Consider the following 22796-nt stretch of genomic DNA (forward strand, 5'->3'; position numbering starts at 1 on the left):
GCCGCCAGCCGAACCGGCGGTAGCCGGCGCCGTAGGTCCGGTAGACCGGCGGCCGGTCGCCGAGGTTGCGCCAGCAGCGGTGCCCGTAGGGCCCGAGGTGCCAGCCCGGCGGGCAGGCGCGGCCGGCGTATCCGCCCCACCGGCCGCCGGGGCGGCAGCCGCCGAACGGCCCTCGGTGCCCGTAGGGCCCGCAGCCGCCGGAGACGTGGACGAGCGGCGCGGCGGGCGCCTCCGGCCGGGCGAGCGGCAGCGCCGCGGCCGGCGCCACCAGCCCGAGCAGGCCGAGTCCGGCCAGGATCAGCGATTTCATCATCGTACCTCCCGCGGCGATCTCCTTCGGTCCGGATCACCCGTTGCGCCAGCAGCGCCGGCCGTAGGGGCCGATGTGCCAGCCGGGCGGGCAGGCGCGGCCGGGGATGTAGCCGCCCCACTGGCCGCCCCGGCGGCAGCCGCCGTAGGGGCCGCGATGCCCGAACGGGCCGCAGCCGCCGTAGACCGGGATGATCCGCGCGTCGGGCAGGGCGTCCCCGGCCGCGAGGCCGGCGAGCGGCAGCGCCGAGGCCGGCAGCGGCGCGGCGAGGCCCGCGGCCAGGATGGCGGCGGGCAGGAATGTCCGGATCATGCGGCTCTCCTCGGGTCCGGCGGCGGCACGGGCCGCCGCGTCGGGAGGAGCCTCGCCCCGCCACCCGTCCCGGATGTGACGGGCGGGGGCGGCCGCGTGACGTTTTGTAACGCCGTCCGGTCCCGATCAGACGGTGATGTCGAGGAGACGGTCCGTCATGCGGTCGGCGGTCCGGATCACGGCCGCGTTCAGCCCGAAGGCGGCGCGCGCGCCCACGAGATCGCCCACCGCGCCGGACAGATCGACCCGGGCGGCCGGGGGCAGGGCGGCGCTGCCCGCCGGGATGCCGGTTTCGGCCCCGGTCTCGGTCCCGGCGATCGTCCGCGCGGCGGCGTCCAGGCCGCGGGACGCGGAGATCAGGCCGCCGGTCGCGGTGTGCAGGGCATCGAGCATCGGGCACCTCGTCGAGCGATCCTCGCACCGCGCCCGTCAAGGCGGCGTTGCGGCGATCCCGCGCATTCGAGCGATCGGGCCCGGATTCCGGGCGGATGTCCGGTCCCGGGCCCACGTCCTGCGGCCCCTCAGGCGGATGCCCCGGCGCGCGGCAGGCTGAGGGTGAAGCGGGCGCCGCCGAGGTGCCCGGTCGAGACTCGCAGGGCGCCCCCGTGCGCCTCGGCGATCTGGCGGGCGATGGCGAGGCCGAGCCCGCTGCCGCCGGTGCCGCGGCTGCGCGAGCCCTCGATCCGGTAGAACGGGCTGAAGATCGCCGCGGCCTGGGCCTCGCCGACTCCCGGCCCGTCGTCGTCCACGTGGACCCGGCAGGTCGCCGGCTCGACCGCGACCGCGATCTCCACCCGGCCGCGGCCGAACTTCACCGCGTTGTCGACGAGGTTGGCGAGCACCCGGCGCAGGGCCACCGCGTCGCCGTCCACCGCCGCGTCCTCGGTCTCGCCGTCGATCAAAGCCACCGGCTGGCCCACGGCGCAGCGCTCGGCCGCCTCGATCGCCGCGAGGTCGGCGAGGTCGACCCGCTCGCGGGCCCGCGACACGGTGGTGCCGCGGGCGAAGGCGAGCGCCGTCTCGATCAGCGCGGTCATCGCCTCGATGTCGGCGGCCATGCGCGCCCGCTGGCCGGCCTCCGCGATCCCCTCGGCGCGCAGGCGCAGCCGGGTCAGGTAGGTCTTCAGGTCGTGCGAGATCGCCCCGATCAGGAAGGAGCGCTCCTGCAAGAGGCCCGCGACCCGCTCCTGCATGGCGTGGACGGCCCGGGCGAGGCGGCGCATGTCCGGGGCGCCCGTGACCGGCACCGGCCCGGCGGGCGGGCTGCCGTCGAACGCCGAGGCCGCGGCGGTGAGGCGGCGCAGGGGCCGCATCTCGCGCTGCGCGCCGTAGAGGGCGAGGCCCGCCGCCGCGATCCCGAGGATCCCGATCCACAACCCCGGCGCCAGACCGAACAGCCGCAGCGACAGCCCGCGCGGCGCCTCGGCCTCGTCGAGGACGAGGACGCGCCCGTCGCCCGTGCGCCAGACGATCCGGGCGGGGCGGCCCTCCGTGGCGAACCGCGACGCGGGGCGCGCGTCCGCGTCCACGTAGGCGCGCAGGCCGTCACCGTCGCCCGGATCCGGGAACGCGTCCGGCGCGAAGGCGCGCAGGGTCGCCTCGATCCGCGGCGCCCGGCGCAGGGCCTCGGTCTCGGGCGGGGCCGCGTCCTGAAGGGTGACGCGCAGGTGCGGGCCGCTCACCGCCCGCAGGATCGCCGGCCGCAAGCTCGGGTCGGCCCGGCGGACGAGGTCGATCACCCCGGCCGCCTGGTCGAGGCGCGGGTAGGGCGTCGCGAAGGGCGGGGGCGTCGCCGCGCGCTCGTAGCGGCCGATGGCGATCGCCGCGACGATTACCGCCGTGAGCGCCGCCATCAGGATCAGCATGATCCGCCCGAGCAGGCCGATCCGGCCCATCGCGATCCTCTCCCCCGTTCTCCCTCGCCCGCCTCAGGCCGGCCGGACCGGGGCGGCGAGGATGTAGCCGGCGTTGCGCACGGTCTTGATCAGGGCCGAGGCCGCGCTGCCGCCCTCGTCGAGGCGGCGGCGCAGGCGGCTCACCTGCACGTCGATCGTCCGGTCGTACACGTCGGCGACGCGGCCCCGGGTCCAGTCGAGGAGCTGGTCGCGGGACAGCACCCGCTGCGGCCGGGTGACGAAGCACAGGAGCAGGTCGAACTCCGCGCTGGTGAGCGGCACCTCCCGGGGCTCTTCCCCTTCCCCTCCGGCCAGCACCGCCCGGGCGGCCGGGTCGATCACGAGGTCGGCGACCCGCAGCCGCTCCGGCGCGGGCTCGGGCGCCGCCGGCCCGCCCGCCTGTCCGCCCCCCTGCCCTCCCGCCCGGCGCAGCACCGCGCGGATGCGGGCGAGCAGCACCCGCGGGTTGAACGGCTTCGAGACGTAGTCGTCGGCGCCCATCTCCAGGCCGAGCACCCGGTCGATGTCCTCGTCCTTGGCGGTGAGCATCACCACGGGCGGACCGCCTGCCGCGCGAAGGCGGCGGCAGATCGACAGGCCGTCCTCGCCCGGCAGCATCCAGTCGAGCACGATCAGGTCCGGGGGCGGCCCCTGAGCCAGCCGCCGGTCGAGGGCCGCGCCGCCGTCGAGGCGGACGACGGAGAACCCCTCCCCCTCCAGGAAGCCGCCGAGCAGCGCCCGGATCTCGGGGTCGTCCTCGACGATGGCGAGCGTGGTGCCCTCGTTCATGGGGCCAGCATAGGCGGGCGGGCGCCCGCGGCAACGCGGGACTGCGTGCCGTCACAAAACGTTACAGGACATTTTGCCGAGCCGCCGCGCCTTTACGCGCGCGCCCGCGCCTGCCTTAACGGCGCGGACGCCACGCCCTGAAACAGAGGCACCCGATGAAACTGCCCCGCCGCTTCTTCCAGCCGCTCGCCACCGGCGCGCCCGCCCCGTTCCGCGAGCTGCCGGTCAAGCTGGAGCGGATGATCCACTTCGTGCCGCCCCACAACGACAAGGTCCGCGCCCGTGTGCCGGAGCTCGCCGGGACGGTCGACGTGGTGCTCGGCAACCTGGAGGACGCGGTGCCCGCCGACCAGAAGGAGGCGGCGCGGAAAGGTTTCGTGGCGATGGCCCAGGCCACCGACTTCGCCGCCACCGGCACCGGCCTGTGGACCCGGATCAACGCCCTCAACTCGCCCTGGATTCTCGACGACCTGTTCACCCTCGTCGCCGAGGTCGGATCGAAGCTCGACGTGGTGATGGTGCCCAAGGTCGAGGGGCCCTGGGACATCCACTACGTCGACCAGTTGCTCGCCCAGCTCGAAGCCCGCCACGGGGTGACGAAGCCGATTCTCGTCCACGCCATTCTGGAGACGGCCGAGGGCGTGGCCAACGTCGACGCCATCGCCTGCGCGAGCCCCCGCATGCACGGCATGAGCCTCGGGCCCGCCGATCTCGCGGCGTCGCGCGGCATGAAGACCACCCGCGTCGGCGGCGGCCACCCGGATTACCGCGTGCTCAGCGATCCCGCGGGCGACGCGCCCCGGGCCAGCGCCCAGCAGGATCTCTGGCACTACACCATCGCGCGGATGGTCGACGCCTGCATGGCCAACGGCCTCAAGGCGTTCTACGGGCCGTTCGGCGACTTCTCCGACGCGGCGGCCTGCGAGGTGCAGTTCCGCAACGCCTTCCTGATGGGCTGCGCCGGCGCCTGGACGCTGCACCCGAGCCAGGTGGCGATCGCCAAGCGCGTCTTCGCCCCCGACCCGGCCGAGGTGGCCTTCGCCGCGCGCATCGTCGCGGCGATGCCCGACGGCACCGGCGCGGTGATGCTCGACGGCAAGATGCAGGACGACGCCACCTGGAAGCAGGCCAAGGTCATCGTCGACCTCGCCAAGCTGGTCGCCGCGAAGGACCCGGATCTGGCGGCGGTCTACCAGTTGGGGTGAGGGGGCGCCTCGCCCGCTTCCCCTCTCCCCGCGTGCGGGGAGAGGGCCGAGCCCCCCTTGTCGGGGGCGAGGCGAGCGGCAGCGAGGGTGAGGGGGCGATCCCGGATGAGCCTCCCCGGATACGCCCCCTCACCGCCGCTTCGGCTGCGCCTCCGCTTCCCGCAGGCACGACGGGGTGCCTGCGGGCCTCTCCCCGCATGCGGGGCGAGGGGGCGGCAAAGCCCGACGCGCCGCCGCAGCGGAGACGGACGCGGCCCTACCCGCCCGTCGTCCCAATCCGGAAAATCGCCCGCGCCTCGGCCGGTGTCGCCGGCTCGCGGTCGAGATGGGCGAGCAGGCTCACCGCCTTCTCGACCAGCGCCGCGTTGCTCGGGGCGAGCCGCCCGCGCGACAGGTAGAGGTTGTCCTCCAGGCCGACGCGGACGTTGCCGCCCATCGCGGCGACCGCCGCCAGCATCGGGAATTCCCGCGCGCCGATGCCGAAGGCCGACCACACCGCGTCCTCCGGCAGCCGGGCGCGCATCGCCGCCAGCGCCTCGACGGTCGCCGGCGCCCCCCAGGGGATGCCGAGGCAGATCTGGAACAGCGGTGGGCGGGCGAGGTGCCCCTCGGCGATCAGGTGGCGGGCCAGCTCGATCTGGCCGAGATCGAACACCTCGATCTCCGGCTTCACCCCGGCCGCCCGGATCGTCTCGGCCATCGCCCGCAGGTGGGCGGGGGTGTTCAGGAACAGGTGCTCGCCGAAGTTCATCGTCGCGATGTCGAGGGTGCAGATCTCGGGGCGCAGCGCGGTCACGTGCCGGGTGCGCGCCTCGGGCCCGACGAAGGTGGTGCCGGGGCCGGCGACCGCCGGATCGGGCTCGCCCGGCACGAAGCGCCCGCCCGCCCCCGTCGTCAGGTTGAGGATCACGTCGGCGTTGCGCGCCCGCACCCGCTCGACGACCGCGCGGTAATGCGCCAGCTCCATGCTCGGCGCGCCCGTCTCGGGATCGCGCACGTGGATGTGCACCACCGCCGCCCCGGCGGCGGCGGCCTCCAGGGCCGAGTCCGCGATGGCCTGCGGGCTCACAGGCACGGCCGGGTTCTTCTTCGGCGTGTCGAAGGAGCCGGTCAGCGCGCAGGTGATCACCGTCTTTCTGTCCACGCCCGTCCTCCCGTGTCGTCGTGCGATGCCGCGACCCCTCAGGCCGGCGCGGCGGCCTTCGCCGCGGCGAACCGGTCGCGGGCGGCCAGAGGATCGAGGTCCGGCGCCTGCCGGCCGATCGCCAGGGCGCCGTCGAGGATCGCGCAGGCCCGGGCCCAGGTGCCGGGCACGAACGGTGCGGCGCCCTCGGCGACCTCGGCGGCGCAGCGGGCATCCTCCGCGGCCTGGCGCGCGGCGGCGGCCGTACGCGCGACCGCGGCCTGGAGCGCCCCGGCCCGCCACGCCCGCGCCCGGGCCGAGTCCTGCGCCAGCGCGCCGCCGCGCCACTCGGCGGCCCGGGCCGCGTCGAGGGCCGCGTGCAGGTCGGGGGCGGCGGCGCAGGCGGCGGCGTCCTCCGACATCCCCGCCACGGCGCAGAGGGGCGCGAGGATCGTCCGCACGCTCTCCAGGGCGAGGTGGCGGGTGCGGGCGGCCTCGATCCCGGGCGCGTCGGCCGAGCCCGAGAGCCGCAGCACGAAGGCGATCAGTTGAGGCCGCTCCGCGTCGGGCATCGCGTCGTTGAGGCCGAGCGCGTAGGCCGCGACGGCCCGGGAGAAGCAGGGCGGGCAGTCGGCGCTGGAGCGGATCGCCCGGTAGGGCAGCCCCGCCGCGACGATCGCCGCCTCGTTGATGCAGGTGCCCCCGTCCGGCCCGGGGAAGGCGTGCGAGCCGGCGAGCAGGCGCCAGTCGAGGATCTTCTGGAAGTCCGCGTGCATCCCGCACCTCCTACCGGGGGCAGGGTGGCACGGCGCCGGGCCGCTGGCGAGGGGCGGCACGACATCCGGGTTTCGAAAGGGCGGGCCCTTTCGCGGGTGCAGGGCGGAGCCTTGCGAACGTCGGGGCTCTGCCCCGACACCCCGCCAAAGGGCTCGCCCTTCGGGGTCCCCGTACGGTTTCGCTAGCCGCCGAGGTTCACCGCGAGGCCGGCGAGCATGCCGAGGCCCAGCACCAGCACGAAGGCGGCGGCGACGAGTTCGAGACCGCCGACCGCCAGGGCGCCGGCCTGCCCCCGCCCGCCCGCGAGGCGCAGGGCCGCGCGCTTGGCGAACACCGCGAGGCAGGCGAGCGCCGTGGTGGTGAGCGCCGTGCCGAGCGCCATCGCCAGCACCGCCAGCACCCCCGCACCGAGCACCCCCTGGGCCAGGGCGAAGACCAGCACCAGCACCGCCCCGGCGCAGGGCCGCGAGCCCGCCGCGAGCACCACCCCGGCCCGCGCCCGCCAGGACTCGGCCGCCGCGAGCGCTCCCGCATCGGGCGCGTGGGCGCAGCCCGGTCCGCAGGCGGCCGCCTGTCCCCCCAAGCGCCCGGCCAGGCCGCCCGCCTTGCGCCACGTCAGCGCGAGGCCGACCAGCGCCACGAGCGCGAAGCTCACGGTCTCCACGACGGTGCCGGCGCGGGTCATGCCGGCGGCGGTGGCGTTGAGGATCAGGGCACCGACCCCGACGAGCGCCAGCGCCACGCCGGCCTGGAGCAGGGCCGCGCAGGCGCTCAGCGCGCAGCCGCGCCGCAGCGCCCGCTCGCCCGCCAGGATGTAGCCGGCGATCACCGCCTTGCCGTGGCCCGGACCGGCCGCGTGGAACACGCCGTAGGCGAAGGCGAGCCCGATCAGCGGCCCCCAGTCGCCCCCGCCCTTCAGGCCGACCAGGGCCGCGTTGAGGGCGCGCGAGAAGCTCGCCTGGAGCGCGAGGATCAGGCCCCCGAGCCCGGTCGCGGCCGGCGCCGCCTCGCGGAAGCCGACGCCGAAGGGCGAGCGCGGCGGCGGCGCGGCGATCCCCGGCGCGACGAGCCACGCGAGGCCGGCGGCGACGAGGGCTGCGAGCGCCACCGCCCCCACCGCCAGCCCGAGCCGCAGGGGGAGCCGCGCGGACGGCGGCGCGGCGGCGAGCCCGACGCCTACGGACACGCGACGAGCACCCGGCTGGCGAACTGCACGCCGTAGGTCGAGGCGGCCGTGAGCGCCTCGAAGAACGCCTCGGTCATCCCGGGCTTGTCGCCGACGGTCTTGGCGTCGGCGATCTTGGGCTGCTCGGTCTTCGGCCGGGTGAGCGTGGCGACGCAGCCGGGCGGCGCTCCGGCCAGAGTGGCGGCCTCCGGCCCCTCGGCCATGGCGAAGGAGACGAAGAAGGTCGGGTCGTAGACCTCCAGCGCCGCGACGCCCCGCCCCTGCGCCGCGGGCGTCTTCAGCGGCAGCAGGAAGCTGAGGGTGAGCGCCTGCCCCTCCATCCGCATCGCGGGCTCGCGCGGCTCGGCGAAGGCCTGCTCCTTGCCGCCGACCTTGAGCTTGGTGAAGTAGCCGAACTCCGCGAGGTTCTCGGTGTTGGTGGCGGCGAGCCCCTGCAACTCGTCGGGGGTGAGCCGGCCGTCCTTGTTGGCGTCGAGGCCTTGCGTGACCCAGGTGGTGTATTCGGGGTCGAAGCTCCAGACGTGCCGCACCCCCGCGACCTTGCCGTCGGCGTAGACGAGTTCCGCCTTGGCGGTGACCCAGACGTGCGGGTGCGCGCTCGCGGAGATGCCGCTCGCGACGGTGGCGAGGCCGCCGAGGGCAGCGGCGAGGGCGAGGCGGCGGAGGTGGGCTGCGATCGGCATCGGAGGGGCCACGCTCGCGGCGGGAGGGTTAGGAAACCGTGAACGCCGTCCTCTCCGATCCGTTGGGCGAAAGCGAGGCGCGCGGCGGCGTCCGCTCCCATCGGAGCGAAAAGTTGTCTTCGATCAGGCTGATAGGGCCGTCTCCTCGATCGTCGAGCGAGGTACGGGGGAGGGACGGGGTTGAGCGAGGCCGAACTCGACGCGCTGCTGCGCGACTGCCCCGTCCTGTTCCACATGGCCGAGCGCGGCGCGTGGCCGACGATCCGCCGCCACGGCCTTCTCAGCACGGTGGCGGCCCTCGACCTGTTCGGCGTGACCGGCGAGGCTCGTGCCGCGGCCCTGCGGCGGCGTCCGGACGGGATCGTGCTGGAGCGGGCCGACCTCGGCCGGATCGTGCTGCGCGACCAGAAGCCCCTGAGCGACCGGGGCCTCGAACGCTGCCTGCGCGACGGGCTCACCCCGGCGGACTGGCACGCCCGGCTGAACGCGCGGGTGTTCTTCTGGCTGAGCCGCGCCCGGGTGCTGACCCTGCTCGCGGGCCGCGCCTACCGCGACCATGCCCACGAGGTGCTCGAACTCGACGCCGCCGCGCTGGTCGCCGCCCACCGCGACCGGATCGCGCTGTCGCCGATCAATTCCGGCGCGACCGGGCGCTTTCCCGCCCCGCGGGGGGCGGACACCTTCCTGCCCATCGCCGACTACCCCTACGCGGCCTACGCGCGGCGGCGGCGGGGCGAGCGCGCCGTGGAGCTGACGGTGCCGGGGGCCGTGCCCGACGCCGCCTGCTACGTGCGCCGGGTGTCGGTGATGCGCGGGCCGGAGACCGAGGCGGTGCTGTACGAGGCCCGCTGATACGCCCTCCGCATGATCGAAGCGGGGGGCGTATCGGCGCGCCCGCGCGGCGCTCGAGCGACGTCCGGATCCGCATCGCGAGGCGATCGATCGGATCTGGTACGCGCCCTCAATCCTCCTCGGCGAGCCCGATCAACTGGAAGCTGGTGCGCAGGTCGTTCGACATCGGCACGTTGAGCCGCTCGCCGTTCGGCAGGCGCTTGAGGAACCAGCGCTCGTAGGTCCAGCGCAGCTCGCGCGATTCGGCGAGCCGGATGAAGGTGTTGGTCACGACGCTCGCGAGCTGCGGGTCGTCCCGGCGGAACATGATGCCGTAGGGCTCGTAGGAGAGCTTGTCCGGCAGCACCGTGTAGGCCGCCCCGGCCGGGCCGTCGGCGGCGATCAGGCCGTAGAGCAGGATGTCGTCCAGCGCGAAGGCGTCCGCTTGGCCCGCCTTGACCATCGCGAACGAGGCGGCGTGATCGGGGGCGGTGAGCACCTCCGCCTGGATCTTCAGCTTGGCCAGCAGGTCGCGCACCGCCTTCTCGTTGGTGGTGCCGGCGGTGACGACCACCCGCTTGCCGCCGAGGTCGCGGTACGATTCGATCGGCGAGCCCCGCTTCACCAGGAGCTTGGTGGCGCTGATGTAGTCCACCGGCGAGAACGCCACCTGCCGGCGCCGCTCGGCGTTGGCGGTGGTCGAGCCGCATTCGAGGTCGACCTTGCCCGCGGTCACGGCGGCGATGCGGCTGTCGGGCGTCACGCGCTCGTAGCGCACCTTGAGGGGGCGGCCGATCTCCTTCTGGATGTCGTCGACGATCTCGCCGCACAGGTCGATCGTGTAGCCGATCACCCGCGGCGACCCGTCGGCGCTCTTGCCCTCGACGAAGGAGAACGGGATCGAGCTCTCGCGGTAGCCGATCACGATCTCGCCGCGCTCGGCCACGCTCTTCAGGGTGCCGGTGAGCACCTCGACCGCGGCGGCGGGGCCGCCCCAGGCCGATCCCAGGAGGGCGGCCAGCGCGGCTGCCAGAACCCGCAATCCCGACATCCCGCCCTCCTCGGACGCGCATCGCCGTCGACGGGCCGGGACCCGGCCCCGGCAGACCCCAGAAGAACTTACTCGGCCGGCGCGGGCGCGACCCCCGCGTGGTCGAGGCGCTGGTCGGTCATCGTGAGCTGGCCCTCCCACTTGGCGACCGCGACGGTGGCGACGCTGTTGCCGAGCACGTTGGTGGCCGAGCGGCCCATGTCGAGGAACTGGTCGATGCCGATGATCAGCAGCAGCCCCGCCTCGGGGATGTTGAAGTGCGACAGGGTCGCCGAGATCACCACCAGCGAGGCCCGCGGCACCCCGGCCATGCCCTTCGAGGTGACCATCAGCAGGAGCAGCATGGTGAATTGCTGCCCCCAGGTGAGCGGGATGTTGTACGCCTGCGCGATGAACATCACCGCGAAGGTGCAGTACATCATCGAGCCGTCGAGGTTGAACGAGTAGCCCATCGGCAGCACGAACGAGGTGATCTTGTTCGGCACGCCGAAGCGCTCGAGGTTGGACAGCAGCTTCGGGTAGGCCGCCTCGCTCGACGCGGTCGAGAAGGCCAGCACGAACGGCTCCTTGATGAGGTTGACGAGCCGCGTGATGCCGCCCGCGCCCACGAGCAGGGCGCCGACCGCCATCAGCAGCACCCAGAGCGTGGCGAGCCCGAGGTAGAACATCACCATGAACTTGCCGTAGGTCAGCAGCACGCCGATGCCCTGGGTGGTGATGGTGGCCGCGATCGCCGCGAACACCGCCACGGGGGCGAACAGCATCACGTAGCCCGTGATCTTCAGCATCACGTCGGCCAGACCCTCGATCCCTTGCGCGAGCAGGTGCCCCTTCTCGCCGAGCGCGGCGAGCGCCACGCCGAAGAAGATCGAGAACACCACGATCTGCAGGATCTCGTTGTTGGCCATCGCCTCCACCGCGCTCTTGGGCACGAGGTGGGTGACGAATTCCTTCAGCGACAGCGAGGCCGCCTTGAGGCCGGTGCCCGCGCCCGCATCCGGCAGCGGCAGGTTCAGGTTCTGGCCCGGCTCCAGCAGGTTGACGAGGACGAGGCCGAGCAGCAGCGAGCAGAACGAGGCGCCGACGAACCACAGCAGCGCCTTGCCGCCGACCCGGCCGACCGAGGCGGTGTCGCCCATGTGGGCGATGCCGACGACCAGCGTCGAGAACACCAGCGGCGCGATGATCATCTTGATCAGCCGCAGGAAGATGTCCGAGATCAGGGCGATGTAGCCGGCGATCATCTTCGCCGTCTGCGGGTCGGGCCACGTGACGCTGCACAGGTATCCCACGGCGATGCCGAGGATCATCCCGATGAAGATCAGGGTGGTGAGACGCGAGCCTGACATCGGACCCCTCCTCAGCATCCGCCCGGGATGACCGAGCCGAATAATTCGTTAACGTGAAGCAGGAACTACGCCACGCGCAAGTCCGGGCGGGGGGCTAAGGGCGTGACCGTGCGCGGGTTTTGTCACCCGGGTGCCCCGGCGAAAGCTGTGGCGGGGCGGCCACGCCTGCGGTACGGGTCTTGCGGACCTTCCCGACGTCACCGCCCCGGCCCGGCCGGGGCCTCACGGGCGCGCGCATGGACGTCTTCGTACAGCAGCTCATCAACGGGCTGACGCTCGGCTCGATCTACGGCCTGATCGCGATCGGCTACACGATGGTGTTCGGCATCATCGGCATGGTGAACTTCGCCCACGGCGACGTGTTCATGCTCTCCTGCTTCATCGCGCTGATCGCGTTCCTGATCCTGACCACGTGGCTCGGGATCAGCTCGGTGGCGCTCGCCTTCCTCGTGGTGCTGGTGGTGGCGATGCTGCTCACCGCCCTGTGGGGCTGGGCGATCGAGCGCGTCGCCTACCGGCCCCTGCGCGGCTCGTTCCGGCTCGCGCCGCTGATCTCGGCGATCGGCGTGTCGATCTTCCTGTCGAACTTCGTTCAGGTGGTGCAGGGCGCCCGCAACAAGCCGACGCCGCCGCTGCTGTCGGGGGGCATCACCCTGTTCGAGCGCGACGGCTACGCCGTGTTCCTGTCCTACAAGCAGTGCCTGATCATGGCGGTGACCGCCGTGCTGCTCACCGGCTTCTGGTATCTCGTGCAGAAGACGCCGTTCGGCCGGGCGCAGCGCGCCTGCGAGCAGGACCGCAAGATGGCCGCGCTGCTGGGCATCGACGTCGACCGGACGATCTCGCTGACCTTCGTGCTCGGGGCGGCGCTCGCGGCGGTCGCGGGCGTGCTCTACCTGATGTATTACGGCGTGGTGTCGTTCTCCGACGGCTTCGTGCCCGGCGTGAAGGCGTTCACCGCGGCGGTGCTCGGCGGCATCGGCTCGCTGCCCGGCGCGGTGCTCGGCGGGCTGATCATCGGCCTGATCGAGACCTTCTGGTCGGCCTATTTCTCGATCGAGTACAAGGACGTGGCCGCCTTCTCGATCCTGGCCATCACCCTGATCTTCATGCCGTCGGGCATCCTCGGCCGGCCCGAGGTCGAGAAGGTCTGATGGCCCGGACCACGGACGCCTCCTCCGCGAACGCCTCCCCCGAGGGCGCCCTGCCGGCCATCCTGCGCGACGCGGCGCTCTACGCGCTGGTCGCCTTCGGCCTGTGCGTGCCGATCGTCAGCTACCGGACCGAATCGGGTCCCGGCAGCGACCTCGTCCTGGTGCCGCGCTGGGGGCTCGTCGCGGCCCTGTGCGCCGCGATCTTCGTCGCGCGCCTGCTCCAGCGCCTCGTGCTGCTGCGCCGGGACGCGCGCCGGGCGCTCACCCCCGCTCCCGATCAGGCGACCGAGGCCGTCCACGGCGAACCCGATGCCGGCCAGCGCGTCTCGAAGGTCGGCCTCTGGGCGTTCCTCGGCATCGCCCTCACCCTGCCGCTGGTCGCGACGGCGGCCACCGGCGGCCTGTCCTCGGCCCGCTACTGGATCGACCTCGGCATCCTGATCCTGACCTACGTGATGCTGGGCTGGGGCCTCAACATCGTGGTCGGCCTCGCGGGGCTGCTCGACCTCGGCTACGTCGCCTTCTACGCGGTCGGGGCCTATTCCTACGCGCTCCTGTCGACGACCTTCGGGCTGTCGTTCTGGGTCTGCCTGCCGCTCGCCGGCCTGTTCGCCGGGCTGTGGGGCATGATCCTCGGCTTCCCCGTGCTTCGCCTGCGCGGCGACTACCTCGCCATCGTGACGCTGGCCTTCGGCGAGATCATCCGCCTCGTGCTGATCAACTGGGGCGACGTGACCGGGGGTGCGGCCGGCATCTCCTCGATCCCGCGGGCGACCTTCTTCGGCATCCCCTTCACCGCGGGCGAGGACGGGTTCGCGGCCCGGCTCGGCATCCCGTTCGACTCGATGCACCGGGTCGTGTTCCTGTACTATCTCATCCTGGTGTTGGCGCTCGTCACCAACGGCGTCACCATGCGCCTGCGCCGCCTGCCGATCGGGCGCGCCTGGGAGGCCCTGCGCGAGGACGAGATCGCCTGTCGGTCGCTCGGGATCGACACCACCGCGACGAAGCTCACCGCCTTCGCGCTGGGCGCCGCGTTCGGCGGCTTCGCCGGCTCGTTCTTCGCCGTGCGCCAGGGTTTCATCTCGCCGGAGAGTTTCAACTTCCTGGAGAGCGCGATCATCCTGGCGATCGTCGTCCTCGGCGGCATGGGCTCGCAGCTCGGCGTGGCCATCGCCGCGGTGGCGATGGTCGGCGGGCCGGAGCTGCTGCGCAACCTCGGCTTCCTCAAGGCCGTGTTCGGCGAGGGCTTCGATCCCAGCGAGTACCGGCTGCTGCTGTTCGGCCTCGCGATGGTGACGATGATGGTCTGGCGCCCCCGCGGGCTGATCTCGGTCCGCGTGCCCTCGGTGGCGCTGGGGCGGCGGCGGGCCATCTCCGGTGCCCACGTCAGCGAGGGGCACGGCTGATGGACCGGTCCAGCTCCGCCGACAACGCGGTGCTCACCGTCGAGCACCTGACCATGCGCTTCGGCGGCCTGACCGCCGTCTCCGACCTGTCCTTCGCGGTGCGCCGCGGCGACATCACCGCCCTGATCGGCCCGAACGGGGCCGGCAAGACCACGGTGTTCAACTGCATCACCGGCTTCTACCGGCCGACCGAGGGGATGCTGACGCTGCGCCACGGCGACGGCTCGCACCACCTGCTGGAGCGGCTGCCGAACCACGCGGTCAACCGCACGGCTCGGGTCGCCCGCACCTTCCAGAACATCCGCCTGTTCCCCGGCATGACCGTGCTGGAGAACCTGCTGGTGGCCCAGCACAAGCCGCTGATGCGCGCCTCCGGCTACACGGTGCTCGGGCTGCTGGGCCTGAAGACCTTCCGCGACGCGGAAGCCGCGGCGATCGAGCGGGCCAAGGCGTGGCTCGCGCGCATCGACCTGATGGAGCGCGCCGACGACCCGGCCGGCGCCCTCCCCTACGGGGCGCAGCGGCGGCTGGAGATCGCCCGGGCGATGTGCACCGATCCGGTGCTGCTCTGCCTCGACGAGCCGGCCGCCGGCCTCAACCCGCGCGAATCGGCCGAACTCAACGCGCTCCTGCGCCACATCTGCGATGCGGAAGCCACCTCGGTGCTGCTGATCGAGCACGACATGTCGGTGGTGATGGAGATCTCCGACCACGTCGTCGTCCTCGACTACGGCGTGAAGATCGCCGACGGCACGCCGGCCGAGGTCCGCGCCGACCCCAAGGTCATCGCCGCCTATCTCGGCGTCGAGGACGAGGAGGTGGAGGCGGTCGACGCCGAGGTGGGGCTCGCCGTCACCCACCTGGAGGAGCCGGCATGAGGCGGCGCGCGGTGGAGGGCGCACGATGAGCGTCGCCGGCATCAACGTGCTGGTCGAGGAGACGCGGGCGCTCCAGGCCGGGGAGAAGCCGCCGCAGGCCGGAACGAAGGCCCCGCTCCTGGCGGTGCGCGGCGTCTCGACCTACTACGGCAGCGTCGCGGCGCTGAAGGGCGTCGACCTCGACGTGGCCGAGGGCGAGATCGTCACCCTGATCGGCGCCAACGGCGCCGGCAAGTCGACCCTGATGATGACGATCTTCGGGGCGCCGCAGGCGCGCTCCGGATCGATCACCTACGACGGCGCGGACATCACCCGGCGCCCGACCCACGAGATCGCCCGGCTCGGGCTCGCCCAGTCGCCGGAAGGCCGGCGGGTCTTCCCGCGGATGACCGTCCACGAGAACCTTCAGATGGGCGCCTCGCTGCACGGCGGGCGCCACTTCGCCGAGGATCTCGACAAGGTCTGCGTCCTGTTCCCCCGTGTGAAGGAGCGGCTGCACCAGCGCGCCGGCACCATGTCGGGGGGCGAGCAGCAGATGCTGGCCATCGCCCGCGCCCTGATGAGCCGCCCGCGCCTGTTGCTGCTCGACGAGCCCTCGCTCGGCCTCGCGCCTCTCGTCGTGAAGGGCATCTTCGACGCGATCCGCCGGCTCAACCGCGAGGACGGCATGACGATCTTCCTCGTCGAGCAGAACGCCTACCACGCCCTCAAGCTCGCCCACCGCGGCTACGTGCTGGTCAACGGCCGCGTGACCATGAGCGGCAGCGGCCGGCAGCTCCTCGACGACCCGGCCGTGAAGGCGGCCTATCTCGAAGGCGGCCACGCCGCCCCGGCGGGGGCCTGAGCCATGCTCCAGGGCATCCTCTACGAGGAGGGCTCGGCGTGGCTCTTCCTGCTCGTCACCGCGCTGATGGGCGGCTGGGCCGCCTGGATGGCGGCCCGCGCCATCGCCCGCGGCTGGCGCCCGTTCTGGCACTGCGCGCTCGCGCTGCTGCTCGTGGCGGGGGCCGTGCGCTTCATCCACTTCGCGCTGTTCGACGGCACGCTCCTGTCACTGCACTACTATGCGGTCGACGCGATCGTCGTCATGATCGTCGGCGCGGTGGGCTTCCGCGTCACCCGCACCCGGCAGATGACCAGCCAGTACCGCTGGCTCTACGAGAAGACCTCGCCGCTGACGTGGCGGGCGCGGCCCGCCGGGACGCAGCACTGAGTTCGGTTCACGCACACGTTCGGACTGAAGCAAAGGGGACCTTCGTGATGAGAACGATCCTGCTGGCCGGGCTCGCCGTCGGCGCGCTGCTCACGGGGGCTCAGGCCGCCGACGTGAAGCTCGGCATCGCCACGCCGATCACCGGCCCGAACGCCGCGGTGGGCGCCAACATCAAGAACGGCGCCACCCAGGCGGTCGAGGACATCAACAAGTCCGGCGTCCTCAAGGGCACGACGCTCGTCGTCGCGGTGGGCGACGACGCCTCCGATCCGAAGCAGGGCGTCTCGGTCGCCAACAAGTTCGCCTCCGACGGCGTCAAGATGGTCGTCGGCGACTACAATTCCGGCGTCTCGATCCCCTCCTCCGACGTCTACCTCGACGCCGGCATCATCCAGGTCACGCCGGGCTCGACCGCGGTGAAGTTCACCGAGCGCGGGATGTGGAACACCTTCCGCACCTGCGGGCGCGACGACCAGCAGGGCGAGGTGGCCGGCGCCTACCTCGCCAAGCACTTCAAGGGCAAGAAGATCGCCTTCATCCACGACAAGACCCCCTACGGGAAGGGCTTGGCCGACGAGACCCTGAAGGCGATGAAGGCCAAGGGCGCGGGCAAGGAGGTCCTGTTCGAGGGCATCAATCCCGGCGAGAAGGACTACTCGGCGCTCGTCTCCAAATTGAAGTCGGCCGGCGTCGACATCGTCTATTTCGGCGGCCTCTACACCGAGGCCGGGCTGATCCTGCGCCAGATGCGCGACCAGGGCCTGAAGGCGCCGATGATGGGCGGCGACGGCATGGTCGACAGCGAGCTCGTGGCGATCGCGGGTCCCGCCGCCGAGGGCACGCTGACCACCTTCTCCCCGGACGCGCGCAAGAACCCGGCGGCCAAGGACGCGGTCGCCGCCTTCAAGGCCAAGGGCGTCGACCCGGCCGGCTACACCCTCTACGCCTACGCCGCCGTCCAGGTGCTTGCCAAGGCGATGGCCGAGACCGGCTCCAGCGACGGCAAGAAGCTCGCCGACTGGCTGCACCAGGGCAAGCCGATCCAGACCGTGGTCGGCCAGATCAGCTACGACAAGAAGGGCGACATCACGAAGCCGGACTACGTGATGTACGAGTGGAAGAAGGGCCCTGACGGCAAGATCGACTACACGGGCAACGAGCTGACGCAGTAGCGCCCGGCCAGGGGGCTCGATCCGGGCCTCGGCCCGGGTCCGGCCCCGGTCGTGGGCCCATCCCGGCCCGACGCCGCCCTCCGGGGCGGCGTTTTCGTTTCGGACGGGGCCGGATCGTCAGCGGATACGGTTCTCCGCCCCCGTGCGCGCGCCCAAGAAGTGTGCATGATGCCCCTCGCACGGGCGCGCGGGCCCGGCTCCGCGTTTCGGGGGCAGACGAATGGGCGTCGGGGAGATCGCGGCGGCAGCCGGCCGGGAGCGCCCGGCCATCCGCGCCCGGCGTCCCGTTTCCCAGCGATTCGGCACCACCCTTGCACAGGCGCCGTCCGAGCGGCCGGACCCGCGCCCCCGACCGCCCGCCGACACCGTTCGGCCCGATCCAGGAGTCTCGACTTGACGCAGTTTGAACTCGCCCGCCGCGGCGTCGCCGCGGCGCTCGGCCTGACCCTCGCCCTGGCGCCGCTGAGCGGCCACGCGCAGGACCTGACCGGCACCCTCAAGAAGGTGAAGGATTCCGGCGCCATCACCATCGGCTACCGCGACGCCTCCGTGCCGTTCTCCTATCTCGGCGCCGACCAGAAGCCGATCGGCTACGCCCTGGACATCTGCTACAAGATCGCCGACGCGGTGAAGGCCGAGCTGAAGCTCGACAAGATGGAGGTGAAGCTCAACCCCGTTACCTCCGCCACCCGCATCCCCCTGATCGCCAACGGCACGATCGACCTCGAGTGCGGCTCGACCACCAACAACGCCGAGCGCGAGAAGCAGGTGGCGTTCACCAACTCGCACTTCCTCACCGCCACCCGGTTCGTGTCGAAGAAGTCGGCCAACCTGCACACGATCGAGGACCTGAAAGGCAAGACCGTCGTCTCGACCTCGGGCACGACCAACATCAAGCAGATCAACGAGGCCAACACCGAGCGCAAGCTCGGCCTGACGATCCTCCCGGCCAAGGACCACGCCGAGGCGTTCCTGATGGTCGAGACCGGCCGCGCCGCCGCCTTCGTGATGGACGACGTGCTGCTCGCCTCGCTGGTGGCCTCCTCGAAGGACCCCGGCGCCTACGAGATCTCCAAGGAAGCGCTGTCGAAGCCCGAGCCCTACGGCATCATGCTGCGCAAGGACGACCCGGCCTTCAAGAAGGTCGCGGACGCGGCGACCGCCAAGCTCTACACCAGCCCCGCCGGGCCGGCGCTCTACGACAAGTGGTTCACGCAGGCCATCCCGCCGCGCGGCATCAACCTGAACCTGCCGATGTCGGAGGAGATGAAGAAGCAGTTCGCGAACCCGATCGCCAGCCCCGATCCGGCCGCCTACTGATCGATCCGGACGAGCGCCCCGCTGGGCGCCGGTCGATGACGGACCCCCGCGCGCCGCTCCGGCGCGCGGGGGAGAGCGACAAGAAGACCTGCCGGCCGCGCGCTCGCTTCGGGCGCCCGGGTGGCTCAAGGCACGCGCGGGGGGCTGAGCCGTGAACTACAACTGGAACTGGGGCATCTTCTTCGACGCCTCGCCCGAGGGCAACGGCACCTACGCCGACATGCTGCTCTCGGGGCTGATGTGGACGATCGTCACCGCGCTCTGCGCCTGGGTGATCGCCTTCTGCCTCGGCTCGGTGATCGGGGTGCTGCGCACCCTGCCCTCGAAGACCGCCAACGCGATCGGCACGGCCTATGTCGAGCTGTTCCGCAACATCCCGCTGCTCGTGCAGATGTTCCTCTGGTACTTCGTCCTGCCGGAGCTGCTGCCCCAGCGCCTCGGCGACGCGGTCAAGCAGATGCCCGACGCCCCGTTCTACACCGCGGTCGTCTGCCTCGGCTTCTTCACCGCCTCCCGCGTCGCCGAGCAGGTGCGCGCCGGCATCCAGGCGCTGCCGCGGGGCCAGCGCATGGCCGGCACGGCGATGGGCTTCACGGTCGCCCAGACCTACCGCTACGTGCTCCTGCCGAACGCCTACCGCATCATCCTGCCGCCGCTGACCTCCGAGTTCCTGAACAACCTCAAGAACACGTCCGTGGCGCTCACCATCGGCCTCCTCGAACTCACCGCCCGCGCCCGCTCGATGCAGGAGTTCTCGTTCCAGGTGTTCGAGGCGTTCACCGCGGCGACGATCCTCTACGTGATCATCAACCTCTGCGTCGTCACCGCCGCGACCTTCCTGGAGAAGGCGGTGGCGATCCCCGGCCAGCGCTGACCGGTCGCCCCAACCCAGGCCGGGGCGCCCGCCCCGGCTCCCCGCCCCGCCCGCCCACGGCGACCGCGCAGAGCCGAACGGATCACCGCCCCGATGCTCTCGAACTTCGACTTCAGCGTCATCCTGACCTCGCTGCCCTACCTGTTCGGCCAGGGCATGGTCTTCACCGTGTCGCTGACCGCGATGGCCGCGGCCGGCGGCGTCGTGTTCGGCACGCTGCTGGCGATGGCCCGGCTCTCGGGCATCCCCGGCCTGTGGCACGTGGCCAAGGGCTACGTCGAGCTGTGCCGCTCGCTGCCGCTGGTGCTGGTGATCTTCTGGTTCTACTTCCTCGTGCCCTATATCGGCGCCTACCTGACCGGCTCGTCGACCCCGATCCAGGTCGGCGCCTTCCCCTCGGCGCTGATCACCTTCATCGCGTTCGAGGCGGCCTACTTCGCCGAGATCATGCGCGCGGGCATCCAGTCGATCCCCAAGGGGCAGACCGCCGCCGCCCAGGCGCTCGGCATGAACTACTGGCAGACCATGGGCAACGTCGTCCTGCCCCAGGCCTTCCGCAACATGCTGCCGCTGCTGCTGACCCAGACGATCGTGCTCTTCCAGGACACCTCGCTGGTCTACGTGCTGTCGCTCACCGACTTCATGGGCGCGGCCTCGAAGGTGGCCCAGCGCGACGGCCGGCTCGTGGAGATGTATATCTTCGCGGCGCTCGTCTACTTCGCCGTCTGCTTCACGGCCTCGTTCCTGGTGCGCCGCCTCCAGCGCCGCGTCGCCATCATCCGCTGACGAAACCCGGAAAGGACCGCGCCATGACCTCCTCCCCGATGCCGGCCCCGACCGTCACGACGCCCGCCGTCGACGCCGACCACGCCCCGAAGGACGACGGCCTCCAGCCCGGCAGCCTGATCGCGGGGGCGCAGAAGGCCGCGCCGGGCGAGACGATGATCGCCATCGACGCGATCAGCAAATGGTACGGCGAGTTCCAGGTTCTGACGAACTGCACCACGGCGGTGGCCAAGGGCGAGGTGGTGGTGGTCTGCGGTCCCTCGGGCTCGGGCAAGTCGACGCTGATCAAGTGCGTGAACGCGCTCGAACCGTTCCAGAAGGGCCAGATCACGGTCGCCGGCACCAAGGTGCTCGACAAGGCGACCAACCTGCCCAAGCTGCGCTCGCGCGTCGGCATGGTGTTCCAGCACTTCGAGCTGTTCCCGCACCTGACGATCACGGACAACCTGACGATCGCCCAGCGCAAGGTGCTCAAGCGCGGGGCCGAGGACGCCAGGAAGCGCGGGCTCGACCTGCTCGCCCGGGTCGGCCTCTCGGCCCACGCCCACAAGTATCCGGGCCAGCTCTCGGGCGGCCAGCAGCAGCGCGTGGCCATCGCCCGGGCGCTGGCCATGAACCCGGTGGTGATGCTGTTCGACGAGCCGACCTCGGCGCTCGATCCCGAGATGGTCGGGGAGGTGCTGGACGTGATGGTCGAGCTCGCCAAGGAGGGCATGACCATGATGGTCGTGACCCACGAGATGGGCTTCGCCCGCAAGGTCGCCGACCGGGTGATCTTCATGGACCGCGGCGAGATCGTCGAGGACGCGCGCAAGGAGGACTTCTTCGGCAGCCCCCGCTCCGAGCGCGCCCAGACCTTCCTGTCAAAGATCCTGCAGCACTGAAGGTTTGGGATTTTTCGCGTTCGTCCTATCCGGCCCTGCATCCCGAGCAGGATGCGGGTCTGATACGGTTTCCGGCTGAATCCTTCGATGATCCGGGCCCGCGCCGTCATCGCGAGCGAGATCGTCATCGCGAGCGAAACGATGCGACCCAGGGCAGCGCGCGGTCTCATACCAACGGCGGTCTACGCTGACACGTTTGCCCATGTCCGTGACGCGATGGCGGTGATGGTGTCTGGCGTGGCGATCAGCCAATTCCAGGCCTTGCAGCACGCTTCGACGATCGCGTCGTAGGTGTCGTAGAGACGATGGGCGAGCTTGTTGCGGCGCAGATACTGCCAGATCATCTCGACGGGATTGAGCTCGGGCGCATAGGGCGGCAGCATCAGGAGCGAGATGTTGCCGGGAACGACGAGAGCGCTGCTCGTGTGCCACCCGGCGCCGTCCAGCACGAGGACGGCGTGAGCCCCCGGCATCACGCTGCGGGCGATCTCGGCCAGATGCGCGTTCAGGCCCTCGGTGTCGGCGCGCGGCATCACCAGGCCCGCGCCCACGCCCCGCTGCGGGCAGACGGCGCCGAACAGGTAGGCCGAGGTATAGCGGGTGTCCTGCACCGCGCGCGGGCGCGTGCCGCGGCGCGCCCAGACATAGGCCAGCGTGCCCTTCTGGCCGATGCGCGCCTCGTCCTGGAACCAGATCTCGACCGGCTTGGTCCTGGCGTCTTCGGGGATCACCTGCGTGGCCTGCGCGGCGAAGGTCTTTTAAAAGCCTCCTGGGCCGCCTCGTCGCCGTTGGGATGACGCGGGCGCACCGAGACGTGGCGGAAGCCGCGGGCGCGCAGAAGGTCCCCCACCGTGCGCTCGGCCATCACCACCCCGAAGCGGGCCTCGATCACCCGCTTGAGATCGATCCGGCGCCAGCGCACCACCCCGTCCACCGCCACGTCCGGACCCGTCTCCACGATCGTGTCGAACTCAGCCCGCTGCGCCGCGCTCAAGAGGCCGGGACGCGCCGGGCGCGACCGATCCAGCAAGCCGGCCACACCGTCCGCGTTGTAGCGGTGGACCCAGTCCCGCAGCGTCTGTCGCTGCATCCCAGCATTCTCGGCGGCGGCCGTGCGCGTGCTGCCATCCAGAACGGAGGCGATCGCCAGACAGCGACGGGCCTGGGCGGCGTCCTTGCTCGACCGCGCCGCCCGGCGCAGATCCTCGGCCGTCAGGTCCGTGCGCGTGATCGCAAGGGTCATCGGAGGCTCCCGCCGCTCAGCAGGACCCCATCGAATCACACCAAACCCAGCACGTCATCCAAAACGAGTCATACCAACGGCCTGTGAGGGTGACTCGGCGGGTTGCGGGTTGAGCTGGCTTCTGATTCGTTTGGCGGATCAGGAGGACACGCCATGTCCGGGATCGCGATCACCCGCACGGATCTGAGCGCCGAGGGGTTGCGCGCCGCCGCCTCCAAGGCGCCCAGCATCCCGGCGGCCCGTCGCATGCTGGCGCTCGCCCTGGTGCTGGAGGGCGCTGATCGCACCACCGCCGCCCGCGCCTGCGGCATGGACCGCCAGACCCTGCGCGACTGGGTGCACCGCTACAACG

General features: G+C 72.0%; 24 protein-coding genes and 1 pseudogene. 13 read left to right on the forward strand and 12 right to left on the reverse strand.

The genetic code is table 11. From position 1 onward, the window contains the following. Window positions 1–64 precede the first annotated feature (64 nt). The 5 genes and pseudogenes from Q8W71_RS33090 to Q8W71_RS25340 all read right to left on the reverse strand — a co-directional run. Window positions 65–313 (reverse strand): annotated as a pseudogene (locus tag Q8W71_RS33090) (GCG_CRPN prefix-to-repeats domain-containing protein); the annotation flags it as partial. 33 nt (window positions 314–346) lie between these two features. Then, window positions 347–622 carry a GCG_CRPN prefix-to-repeats domain-containing protein gene (locus tag Q8W71_RS25325; protein WP_305528190.1) on the reverse strand — a complete coding sequence of 92 codons (276 nt, stop codon included), beginning with the start codon at window positions 620–622 and terminating at the stop codon, window positions 347–349. Window positions 623–748: 126 nt separating this feature from the next. Further along, the gene (locus tag Q8W71_RS25330) at window positions 749–1015 is read right to left on the reverse strand and encodes a flagellar protein (RefSeq protein WP_305528191.1); all 267 of its coding nucleotides are present in this window, start codon (window positions 1013–1015) and stop codon (window positions 749–751) included. 128 nt (window positions 1016–1143) lie between these two features. Further along, complete coding sequence (locus Q8W71_RS25335; protein ID WP_305528192.1) at window positions 1144–2517, reverse strand: sensor histidine kinase; 1374 nt, start codon at window positions 2515–2517, stop codon at window positions 1144–1146. A gap of 33 nt (window positions 2518–2550) precedes the next feature. After that, complete coding sequence (locus tag Q8W71_RS25340; RefSeq protein ID WP_305528193.1) at window positions 2551–3306, reverse strand: response regulator; 756 nt, start codon at window positions 3304–3306, stop codon at window positions 2551–2553. A 155-nt stretch (window positions 3307–3461) separates the two neighbouring features. Here Q8W71_RS25340 and Q8W71_RS25345 point away from each other — a divergent pair, with 155 nt between their 5' ends. Next, window positions 3462–4511 (forward strand): HpcH/HpaI aldolase/citrate lyase family protein, encoded by a 1050-nt coding sequence (locus Q8W71_RS25345; protein ID WP_305528194.1) that lies wholly within the window; start codon window positions 3462–3464, stop codon window positions 4509–4511. Between the two features lie 256 nt (window positions 4512–4767). Here the strand turns inward: Q8W71_RS25345 and Q8W71_RS25350 are convergent, their stop codons facing one another. The 4 genes from Q8W71_RS25350 to Q8W71_RS25365 all read right to left on the reverse strand — a co-directional run bounded on the left by Q8W71_RS25350 (window position 4768) and on the right by Q8W71_RS25365 (window position 8280). Then, the gene (locus Q8W71_RS25350) at window positions 4768–5655 is read right to left on the reverse strand and encodes a beta-keto acid cleavage family enzyme (protein ID WP_305528195.1); all 888 of its coding nucleotides are present in this window, start codon (window positions 5653–5655) and stop codon (window positions 4768–4770) included. Window positions 5656–5693: 38 nt separating this feature from the next. Then, window positions 5694–6410 (reverse strand): hypothetical protein, encoded by a 717-nt coding sequence (locus Q8W71_RS25355; protein ID WP_305528196.1) that lies wholly within the window; start codon window positions 6408–6410, stop codon window positions 5694–5696. A 182-nt stretch (window positions 6411–6592) separates the two neighbouring features. Beyond that, window positions 6593–7597: a nickel/cobalt transporter gene (locus Q8W71_RS25360; RefSeq protein WP_305528197.1), complete on the reverse strand. Its 1005-nt coding sequence runs from the start codon at window positions 7595–7597 to the stop codon at window positions 6593–6595. After that, window positions 7588–8280 carry a DUF1007 family protein gene (locus Q8W71_RS25365; RefSeq protein WP_305528198.1) on the reverse strand — a complete coding sequence of 231 codons (693 nt, stop codon included), beginning with the start codon at window positions 8278–8280 and terminating at the stop codon, window positions 7588–7590. Before Q8W71_RS25365 ends, Q8W71_RS25360 begins: the two co-directional genes overlap by 10 nt. Window positions 8281–8460: 180 nt before the next feature. Between Q8W71_RS25365 and Q8W71_RS25370 the strand changes: the two genes are divergently transcribed. After that, a complete protein-coding gene (locus tag Q8W71_RS25370; protein WP_305528199.1) occupies window positions 8461–9132 on the forward strand; it encodes a DUF7002 family protein in 672 nt (223 codons plus the stop codon). Window positions 9133–9241: 109 nt separating this feature from the next. Here the strand turns inward: Q8W71_RS25370 and Q8W71_RS25375 are convergent, their stop codons facing one another. Both Q8W71_RS25375 and Q8W71_RS25380 read right to left on the reverse strand, forming a co-directional pair. Next, window positions 9242–10162 (reverse strand): amino acid ABC transporter substrate-binding protein, encoded by a 921-nt coding sequence (locus Q8W71_RS25375; protein ID WP_305528200.1) that lies wholly within the window; start codon window positions 10160–10162, stop codon window positions 9242–9244. Between the two features lie 68 nt (window positions 10163–10230). After that, window positions 10231–11511 carry a dicarboxylate/amino acid:cation symporter gene (locus Q8W71_RS25380; RefSeq protein WP_305528201.1) on the reverse strand — a complete coding sequence of 427 codons (1281 nt, stop codon included), beginning with the start codon at window positions 11509–11511 and terminating at the stop codon, window positions 10231–10233. A gap of 236 nt (window positions 11512–11747) precedes the next feature. Here Q8W71_RS25380 and Q8W71_RS25385 point away from each other — a divergent pair, with 236 nt between their 5' ends. The 10 genes from Q8W71_RS25385 to Q8W71_RS25430 all read left to right on the forward strand — a co-directional run bounded on the left by Q8W71_RS25385 (window position 11748) and on the right by Q8W71_RS25430 (window position 21201). Continuing rightward, window positions 11748–12665: a branched-chain amino acid ABC transporter permease gene (locus tag Q8W71_RS25385; protein WP_305528202.1), complete on the forward strand. Its 918-nt coding sequence runs from the start codon at window positions 11748–11750 to the stop codon at window positions 12663–12665. Then, window positions 12665–14074, forward strand: a complete 1410-nt coding sequence (gene livM, locus Q8W71_RS25390; protein WP_305528203.1) for a high-affinity branched-chain amino acid ABC transporter permease LivM — start codon at window positions 12665–12667, stop codon at window positions 14072–14074. Before Q8W71_RS25385 ends, livM begins: the two co-directional genes overlap by 1 nt. Further along, the gene (locus Q8W71_RS25395; protein ID WP_305528204.1) at window positions 14074–14952 is read left to right on the forward strand and encodes an ABC transporter ATP-binding protein; all 879 of its coding nucleotides are present in this window, start codon (window positions 14074–14076) and stop codon (window positions 14950–14952) included. The genes livM and Q8W71_RS25395 overlap by 1 nt, the downstream gene beginning before the upstream one ends. Window positions 14953–14977: 25 nt before the next feature. Further along, window positions 14978–15796, forward strand: a complete 819-nt coding sequence (locus tag Q8W71_RS25400; protein ID WP_305528205.1) for an ABC transporter ATP-binding protein — start codon at window positions 14978–14980, stop codon at window positions 15794–15796. A gap of 3 nt (window positions 15797–15799) precedes the next feature. Next, entirely contained in the window at window positions 15800–16165 is a 366-nt protein-coding gene (locus tag Q8W71_RS25405) for a DUF6867 family protein (RefSeq protein WP_305528206.1), read from the forward strand. Window positions 16166–16212: 47 nt separating this feature from the next. Beyond that, on the forward strand, window positions 16213–17337 hold the full coding sequence (locus Q8W71_RS25410; RefSeq protein ID WP_305528207.1) for a branched-chain amino acid ABC transporter substrate-binding protein: 1125 nt from the start codon (window positions 16213–16215) through the stop codon (window positions 17335–17337). 393 nt (window positions 17338–17730) lie between these two features. Next, window positions 17731–18657 (forward strand): amino acid ABC transporter substrate-binding protein, encoded by a 927-nt coding sequence (locus Q8W71_RS25415; protein WP_370875527.1) that lies wholly within the window; start codon window positions 17731–17733, stop codon window positions 18655–18657. A 151-nt stretch (window positions 18658–18808) separates the two neighbouring features. Then, window positions 18809–19531 (forward strand): amino acid ABC transporter permease, encoded by a 723-nt coding sequence (locus Q8W71_RS25420; protein WP_305528208.1) that lies wholly within the window; start codon window positions 18809–18811, stop codon window positions 19529–19531. Between the two features lie 93 nt (window positions 19532–19624). Next, the gene (locus tag Q8W71_RS25425) at window positions 19625–20317 is read left to right on the forward strand and encodes an amino acid ABC transporter permease (protein ID WP_305528209.1); all 693 of its coding nucleotides are present in this window, start codon (window positions 19625–19627) and stop codon (window positions 20315–20317) included. 155 nt (window positions 20318–20472) lie between these two features. Continuing rightward, window positions 20473–21201, forward strand: coding sequence for an amino acid ABC transporter ATP-binding protein (locus Q8W71_RS25430; protein WP_305528213.1), 729 nt, complete (start codon window positions 20473–20475; stop codon window positions 21199–21201). 182 nt (window positions 21202–21383) lie between these two features. Here Q8W71_RS25430 and Q8W71_RS25435 read toward each other — a convergent pair. Next, window positions 21384–22444, reverse strand: a protein-coding gene (locus Q8W71_RS25435) for an IS630 family transposase (RefSeq protein WP_370875528.1) whose coding sequence is annotated in 2 segments (ribosomal slippage) — window positions 21384–21943 and window positions 21943–22444 — 1062 coding nt in all. Because the reading frame shifts where the segments join, the coding sequence is not laid out codon by codon here. Window positions 22445–22597: 153 nt separating this feature from the next. Here Q8W71_RS25435 and Q8W71_RS25440 point away from each other — a divergent pair. Continuing rightward, a partial coding sequence (locus Q8W71_RS25440; RefSeq protein WP_305525350.1) for a helix-turn-helix domain-containing protein occupies window positions 22598–22796 on the forward strand: 199 nt, incomplete at its 3' end.

The sequence above is a fragment of the Methylobacterium amylolyticum genome (genome assembly GCF_030700245.1).
Taxonomy (GTDB): domain Bacteria; phylum Pseudomonadota; class Alphaproteobacteria; order Rhizobiales; family Beijerinckiaceae; genus Methylobacterium.

Coding starts and splice junctions, on each gene's coding strand:
- Q8W71_RS25325 (WP_305528190.1), bottom strand. CDS start 622: ATGATCCGGACATTCCTGCCCGCCGCCATCCTGGCCGCGGGCCTCGCC.
- Q8W71_RS25330 (WP_305528191.1), bottom strand. CDS start 1,015: ATGCTCGATGCCCTGCACACCGCGACCGGCGGCCTGATCTCCGCGTCC.
- Q8W71_RS25335 (WP_305528192.1), bottom strand. CDS start 2,517: ATGGGCCGGATCGGCCTGCTCGGGCGGATCATGCTGATCCTGATGGCG.
- Q8W71_RS25340 (WP_305528193.1), bottom strand. CDS start 3,306: ATGAACGAGGGCACCACGCTCGCCATCGTCGAGGACGACCCCGAGATC.
- Q8W71_RS25345 (WP_305528194.1), top strand. CDS start 3,462: ATGAAACTGCCCCGCCGCTTCTTCCAGCCGCTCGCCACCGGCGCGCCC.
- Q8W71_RS25355 (WP_305528196.1), bottom strand. CDS start 6,410: ATGCACGCGGACTTCCAGAAGATCCTCGACTGGCGCCTGCTCGCCGGC.
- Q8W71_RS25365 (WP_305528198.1), bottom strand. CDS start 8,280: ATGCCGATCGCAGCCCACCTCCGCCGCCTCGCCCTCGCCGCTGCCCTC.
- Q8W71_RS25375 (WP_305528200.1), bottom strand. CDS start 10,162: ATGTCGGGATTGCGGGTTCTGGCAGCCGCGCTGGCCGCCCTCCTGGGA.
- Q8W71_RS25380 (WP_305528201.1), bottom strand. CDS start 11,511: ATGTCAGGCTCGCGTCTCACCACCCTGATCTTCATCGGGATGATCCTC.
- Q8W71_RS25385 (WP_305528202.1), top strand. CDS start 11,748: ATGGACGTCTTCGTACAGCAGCTCATCAACGGGCTGACGCTCGGCTCG.
- livM (WP_305528203.1), top strand. CDS start 12,665: ATGGCCCGGACCACGGACGCCTCCTCCGCGAACGCCTCCCCCGAGGGC.
- Q8W71_RS25395 (WP_305528204.1), top strand. CDS start 14,074: ATGGACCGGTCCAGCTCCGCCGACAACGCGGTGCTCACCGTCGAGCAC.
- Q8W71_RS25400 (WP_305528205.1), top strand. CDS start 14,978: ATGAGCGTCGCCGGCATCAACGTGCTGGTCGAGGAGACGCGGGCGCTC.
- Q8W71_RS25405 (WP_305528206.1), top strand. CDS start 15,800: ATGCTCCAGGGCATCCTCTACGAGGAGGGCTCGGCGTGGCTCTTCCTG.
- Q8W71_RS25410 (WP_305528207.1), top strand. CDS start 16,213: ATGAGAACGATCCTGCTGGCCGGGCTCGCCGTCGGCGCGCTGCTCACG.
- Q8W71_RS25425 (WP_305528209.1), top strand. CDS start 19,625: ATGCTCTCGAACTTCGACTTCAGCGTCATCCTGACCTCGCTGCCCTAC.
- Q8W71_RS25430 (WP_305528213.1), top strand. CDS start 20,473: ATGATCGCCATCGACGCGATCAGCAAATGGTACGGCGAGTTCCAGGTT.